This window comes from Bacillus sp. FJAT-29790, assembly GCF_019039215.1.
In the GTDB taxonomy this organism is placed as follows: Bacteria; Bacillota; Bacilli; order Bacillales; family Cytobacillaceae; genus Cytobacillus.
On record NZ_JAHNZZ010000001.1, the window covers coordinates 1,838,470 to 1,843,532 of the forward strand.

Annotated in this window: 5 protein-coding genes; all 5 read right to left on the reverse strand. The window is 39.3% G+C overall.

Annotation, left to right across the window (positions count from 1 at the left end; translation table 11 throughout):
• Positions 1 to 116 precede the first annotated feature (116 nt).
• The 5 genes from BGM26_RS08715 to BGM26_RS08735 all read right to left on the reverse strand — a co-directional run bounded on the left by BGM26_RS08715 (position 117) and on the right by BGM26_RS08735 (position 4,827).
• Positions 117 to 827 carry a DnaD domain-containing protein gene (locus BGM26_RS08715; protein WP_217039429.1) on the reverse strand — a complete coding sequence of 237 codons (711 nt, stop codon included), beginning with the start codon at positions 825 to 827 and terminating at the stop codon, positions 117 to 119.
• A 466-nt stretch (positions 828 to 1,293) separates the two neighbouring features.
• On the reverse strand, positions 1,294 to 2,589 hold the full coding sequence (gene asnS, locus BGM26_RS08720; protein ID WP_217039430.1) for an asparagine--tRNA ligase: 1,296 nt from the start codon (positions 2,587 to 2,589) through the stop codon (positions 1,294 to 1,296).
• A 369-nt stretch (positions 2,590 to 2,958) separates the two neighbouring features.
• Positions 2,959 to 4,143, reverse strand: coding sequence for a pyridoxal phosphate-dependent aminotransferase (locus tag BGM26_RS08725; RefSeq protein ID WP_217040716.1), 1,185 nt, complete (start codon positions 4,141 to 4,143; stop codon positions 2,959 to 2,961).
• A 25-nt stretch (positions 4,144 to 4,168) separates the two neighbouring features.
• Positions 4,169 to 4,642, reverse strand: a complete 474-nt coding sequence (locus tag BGM26_RS08730; protein ID WP_217039431.1) for a cell wall elongation regulator TseB-like domain-containing protein — start codon at positions 4,640 to 4,642, stop codon at positions 4,169 to 4,171.
• A 14-nt stretch (positions 4,643 to 4,656) separates the two neighbouring features.
• Complete coding sequence (locus tag BGM26_RS08735) at positions 4,657 to 4,827, reverse strand: YpmA family protein (RefSeq protein WP_217039432.1); 171 nt, start codon at positions 4,825 to 4,827, stop codon at positions 4,657 to 4,659.
• Between the last annotated feature and the right edge of the window lie 236 nt (positions 4,828 to 5,063).

Sequence of the window (5,063 nt, forward strand, 5' to 3'; positions counted from 1 at the left end):
CGAAGGAAATGCGATAGCATTTTCGAGGAGTCAAGTGCCCTCCGCTCCAATCAACTCAGAATATTAAATAAAAATCACATTATAAAAACAACAAACATTACGAAAACAGCCTCAACTTATTGCTCAAGCCAATTGTAAAAAGGAACAGTCTTTGATGTTTGCGGATAACTTTCTTGCTGTTTATTTCGCTGCTGTGGTTGATTCTGCCGAAATTTTTTCCCATAGCTTTTTGCCTGTTCGATCGTTTTAATACCATTTTTCTTCCATTCAAATAAGATTCGGTCAATATACCGGAAATTTAATTTTCCGGAAATGACAGATTCCCTTAGCGCTGCTTTAATAATATGCGGATCATGATTGTCATCATCCATCCACATCGCTAGTGTTTCACATTCAAATGGAGATAATGGGCGGCCAAATTCCTGCTCAAAGCATGTATATAAATCTGTTTCATTTTTCTGATTGATGATAGCCAATTCTTGTTTGTTTCTAAAAAGAAAATGGTCGATCAGTTTTTCCCATAACGGTTCGATATCATATTTCTCATATCGAATGCCTTCATCTGAATAATTGTCTTTAATCTCAATGAACCCTTTTTGGATTAATTTTCGTAGGTTTTCTGAACACTCGGAAACAGATATTGTCATTCGTGAAGACAATTCAACCGGAGTAGGGAATTCATTCCCATTTTCGATAAAGGAGATGACATGCAGTAATAATAACAGCTCATGCTCATTTAAATTCATTTCTTTATATTGTGTTAATAAAACTCCAGGTATGGTGATATTCCCTTCCTGAAGCCATTTTAACATATTTGTTTTTGACATCCCTGACACCTCCATATAAGTATAGCATGAAAAACGAGCGCCTAGTAAGGAGAATAAACAGGTACCTTTTTCTTTTTCTTTTTAAATCTAAGCAATATGATTTTTGCAAATGGTTCTTTTCGCATAGTTTGTTGTTTTTGGCCTTAAAGTTTGCTTGCTGATTTCCGCTGTGGGCACTTGCTTTCCGCTGGGAGGGACGGAAGCCTCCTCGGCGTAACCGCCTGCGGGGTCTCCCGCTTCCCTCTTTTACACGCAGGATACTGAATTTACATCCTTGAATCGGCCCACGCACGAAGGAAATGCGATAGCATTTTGAGGAGTCAAGTGCCCTCCGCTCCAATCAACTCAGATTGATATATAAAATCACACTAATAAAGCAACAATGTTTACGACAACAGCCTTGCAAATCCAAATTAATCTTCTGTTTTTAACGAAAAAAATCCGCCAAGCGGATTTTTTTACGTTGTTATGGATATAAGCGATTCAATAAACGCGGAAATGGAATGGTCTCGCGCACATGTTCAACTCCGCTGATCCATGCTACTGTTCTTTCAAGGCCTAAGCCAAATCCAGAATGCGGGACAGATCCATATTGGCGAAGTTCTAGATACCATTTGTATGTATCCATATCCAAATTATTTTCTTCAAGGCGTTTTTTCATCAGATCATAATCATGGATCCGCTCGGAACCGCCGATAATCTCTCCATATCCTTCTGGAGCAATCAAGTCAGCACAGAGAACAACCTCTTCCCTCGTTGGGTCAGGCTGCATGTAAAAAGCCTTTAAGGATGTCGGATAGTGGGTAATGAATACAGGTTTGTCATAGCCCTCCGCAATCGCTGTTTCATGTGGAGCACCAAGATCATCCCCCCACTCTACATCGTCAAATCCCTTTTCATGCAAAAATTTAATCGCTTCATCATAAGTGATGCGCGGAAATGGCGCCTTAATTTGCTCAAGCTTAGACGTGTCACGGCCAAGCGTTTTTAATTCAAGCACACAATTCTTTAACACCGATTGTACAATATAGGCAACATATTCTTCTTGCACCTTTAAACTATCTTCGTGTTGATAAAAAGCCATTTCAGGTTCAATCATCCAGAATTCAATTAAATGGCGGCGTGTTTTTGATTTCTCGGCACGGAAAGTTGGGCCGAAAGAAAAAACCTTTCCAAGCGCCATGGCTGCTGCTTCCAGATGTAACTGTCCGCTCTGTGAAAGATAGGCATCTTCATCGAAATATTTTGTGGCAAATAATTCGGATCCCCCTTCTGCAGAGCTCCCTGTTAAAATAGGCGGGTCGACTTTAACAAAGCCATTTTCATTAAAGAATTCATATGTTGCTCGGATGATTTCATTTCTGATTTTCATTACCGCATGTTGACGGCGGGAGCGCAGCCATAGATGACGATGATCCATTAAGAATTCAGTCCCGTGCTCCTTTGGTGTAATTGGATAATCTACTGCATGATGTATGATTTCAAGTCCAGTGATAAGCAATTCAAATCCTAAAGGAGAACGCTCGTCTTTTTGAACTTTTCCTGTAATGTAAATAGATGATTCTTGTGTAACTGATTTTGCTGCTTGAAATAATTCTTCTGGGACTTCATTTTTCACGACTACCCCTTGAATAAAGCCTGTACCATCACGAAGCTGAAGGAAAGCAATTTTTCCGCTTGAACGTTTATTTGCTACCCACGCTCCAATTTTCACTTCTTGATCAACATATTTGTAAACCTCGGATATTGTTGTTTTAACCACGTATGTTCCCTCCAAAAACTAGCAAATCTTAGCTTATGTATCCTATCTATTATACCTTTTGGCAAAGACAGAAGCAATATAAGAAGCAGTAGCCGGAAATTGTCCTGCTACTGCTAAGTTGCTTTGTTATTATCGATAGGCTAGGCTGTTTTCGGAAACATTGTTGCAATTTAACCAAAAGTGGTCTAGTTGATTTCCGCTCCAGGATGCTCGCTTTCCGCGGGGCGGGCGGTGAGCATCCTCGGCGCCCTGCGCCTGCGGGGTCTCACCTGTCCCGCTACTCCCGCAGGAGTCTCGCACCTTCCGCTCCAATCAACTTTATACAAAACCTATTTAAAACAATCATTTAGAGCCTATCGATAAAAGAATTTATTTCATTTTGCTTTCGACGAATTGATGAATACGATCAACCGCTTTTTCTAATAATTCTAGTGAGGTAGCATAGGATAAACGGATATTGTTCGGCGATCCAAATCCAGACCCTGGAATGACCGCAACCATTGCTTCTTCTAATAGTGCTTGTGAGAAATCATCCACATTTGCAAATCCGGTTAATTCTGCGGCCTTTTTCACATTTGGAAATAAGTAAAATGCGCCTTGTGGCTTTAGACATACAAATCCAGGGATTGCAATTAGCTTCTCATAAATAATATTTAATCGCTGTTCGAAGGCAACACGCATTTCTTTGAGCATTTCCTGTGAACCGGCATAAGCAGCAATCGCCCCATATTGCGCAGTCGTTGTAGGGTTTGATGTGCTATGGCTAGCAAGATTTGTCATTGCACTAATTAGCTCTTTGTTTCCTGCTGCGTATCCAATCCTCCACCCAGTCATCGAATGGGATTTCGATACCCCATTAATAATAATCGTTTGCTCTTTCAATTCTGGGGAAAGCTGAGCGATAGACACATGTTTGTGGTCACCGTAAACTAATTTCTCATATATTTCATCAGAGACAATTAAAATATTATGCTTCAGGCATACCTCGCCAATTGCTTTTAACTCCTCTTCTGTATAAAGCATTCCTGTTGGGTTGCTTGGAGAATTAATAATTACGGCTTTTGTCTTAGCTGTTATTGCTTCCTCTAATTGAGCTGGTGTAATTTTGTACTCGTTCTCTTCTTTCCCATCTACATAAACTGGAAAACCACCTGCCAGTTTTACTTGTTCAGGGTAGCTCACCCAATATGGGATTGGAATAATCACTTCATCCCCTTCATCAAGTAACGCCTGGAATAATGTATAAAGAGCATGCTTCGCCCCGCTCCCGACAACGATTTGGCTTGGTTCATAGTCAATGCCTTGATCTTTCTTAAACTTGCCGGCAATTTCTTTCTTTAGTGCTGGAAGCCCTGCAGAAGGTGTGTATTTTGTATGACCTTCATTCATCGATTGAACGGCTGCATCAATAATATGCTGAGGCGTATTAAAATCCGGTTCGCCCGCTCCTAAGCCAATTACGTCAAACCCTTCCGCCTTAAGTTCTTTTGCTTTCGCTGTAATCGCCAGTGTTGTTGAAGGTGTTAATGCTTTTACTCTTTGTGCTAATTGAATTTCCATTCCTACCCCTCCATATACCTTACAGGTTTTCAATTTTCTTTAGCCATTCGCCCGTTTTAAAGTCGACATAATAATAATTTATTAAATCTCCTTCAGAACGGTAGTAAATTTCCCATAAAGGGATATTTTTTTCCATTCCAAGTCGGACAGAAATAATTTTTTTAGGGTTTTTCTCTTCCCTAAGTTTATCTATAGCCTCTTGCTTGGTTACGCCATCAGATTGTTTTCGGACAATTATTCTCCCATCTTTTTCAGGAATCCAGACATAAATGCCTGTCCCACCTCCATCTTTGCCCTTTAATACATAATAGGTTTCATGCCCGTGGTACAAATAAAAGTCTTCTGCTTCTCTAAGTTTCGTTTCCTGCATGGCTATTTGGATTGCTTTCTTCTCGGCTGCTTTAACAGGCTTTTGGGCATTTACATAAATAATCGTGCAAGTGCCTAAAATAACTACGAATATGATTATGCTAATAATAATGAATTTTTTCACATTTGTCACTCTTCTTATGTACGATAAATCGTAAAAATTGCTTTATTTTGATCGTCTTTATCAAGAGCCAGGCCAAACATTAAATCTTTTTCTTTTAACGTACGATTCAATGCATCAACAATTTTATAAAGATCAGGAGTCTTCTGGATTTTCACTGTTGATAATATTTCGATTTTGCTTTCCATTCTGGTATTCCTCCTCAAGCACAACAATATTTGTAATTAATATGCACAGCGTTTTAGGGCAAAATATGATCGTAACAATTCAAACCTTAAATGTTAAGTATAACAGTTCAATGTATTGCCTTGAATATAACTAACCAAAAATTTTCTTCTAATCCAACACGTCATTTGGCTGCGCCTAAAAGCGCAGCTCTTTTTTATAATGGCTGTTTTCGTAAACTTTGTTGCTATTTAACCCA

Bases quoted from the DNA above. Each gene is read 5' to 3' on its own strand.
- BGM26_RS08715 (WP_217039429.1), bottom strand. From the start codon at position 827: ATGTCAAAAACAAATATGTTAAAATGGCTTCAGGAAGGGAATATCACC.
- BGM26_RS08735 (WP_217039432.1), bottom strand. From the start codon at position 4,827: ATGGAAAGCAAAATCGAAATATTATCAACAGTGAAAATCCAGAAGACT.